Below are 1,169 nucleotides of genomic sequence, written 5' to 3'. Positions count from 1 at the left end.
CGCAATGCCGCGTTGACGGTGTTCTCACTCATTGGCCGATCAGCCGCACGCTCTCCAGGAAATACATATCTGCCACTCCCGGTCATCGGTCGCAGATCCTCCAGTATGGCAATCGCCTGGCTGGATAACGGCACAATATGCCGCTCACGCATCTTCATTTTCTCCGGTGGAATCGTCCAGGTTGCAGACTCCGTATTGACTTCGCACCACTCCATATGACGCAACTCTCCAGGTCTCACAAAAAGCAATGGAGCCAACCTCAGCGCAGCACGTGACACATAACTGCCCTGGTAGCCGTCCACAGCTCGCAATAGTTCCGCTATCGCTGCAGGATCAATGATGGTTGCGTGGTGCTTTTGTACTATCGGTGGCAACGCCCCCAACAGTGCAGCAGTTGGATCATTCTCAGCTCTACCTGTTGCGATAGCGTAGCGGATCACTTGCCCGATATTTTGTTTTGCCCGATGAACCGTTTCGATCACCCCCCGTTCCTCGATACGACGCAAGACTGACAGCACATCCTTTGCGGTGATCTCATCAACTGCTTTTGCCCCCAGCCATGGAAAAATGTCCAACTCCAACCGCCGAGTGATCTTGCTGGCATGTCCTTCCGTCCACTTCGGAGTAAACTTGGCCAGCCATTCACGCGCTACTGATTCAAAACTGTTCTCTGTGCGGCTCTCGTCCATATCCTTGGTGGCTTTGCGGTATTCGCCAGGATCTACGCCACGCGCAAGCAGTTGCCGTGCTTCGTCTCTTCGCTCTCTCGCCAATTTCAGAGGTACATCTGGGTACACGCCAAGAGCGAGAGTTTTTCTTGTACCGCCAAATCTGTAATTCATGCGCCAGTACCTCCCCCCAGATGGATTAATCAAGAGGTACATCCCATCACCATCGGTTAGTTTGAATGGCTTGTTTGTTGGCTTTGCGGCACGTATGGCGGTATCTGTGAGTGGCATTGGCGGTATCTCCTCTGGCGGAAGGCAAATGTACCGCCAGATATACCGCCATCATTTTCGGCTGTCAACGTAACTAGATGGCGCTTAATGGTAGCAAAAAGGCATAAAAAAACCCGTAAACTGTGAATTTACGGGTATTTACGGCACTTATTGGCGCTTAAAAACGCGCACAGAAAATCGAGTTGGTGCCCAGAGATGGAATCGAACCAA

General features: G+C 51.8%; 1 protein-coding gene. It reads right to left on the bottom strand.

Features of this window, described 5'->3' with window-relative positions; genetic code table 11:
- Nucleotides 1-959, bottom strand: a 959-nt coding sequence (locus EJP87_RS16805; RefSeq protein ID WP_130472974.1) for a tyrosine-type recombinase/integrase, incomplete at its 3' end; no start/stop codon positions are given.
- Between the last annotated feature and the right edge of the window lie 210 nt (nucleotides 960-1,169).

Source organism: Candidatus Magnetaquicoccus inordinatus, from assembly GCF_004217665.1.
GTDB lineage: Bacteria > Pseudomonadota > Magnetococcia > Magnetococcales > Magnetaquicoccaceae > Magnetaquicoccus > Magnetaquicoccus inordinatus.
This window is presented reverse-complemented; position numbering and strand designations above follow the sequence as displayed.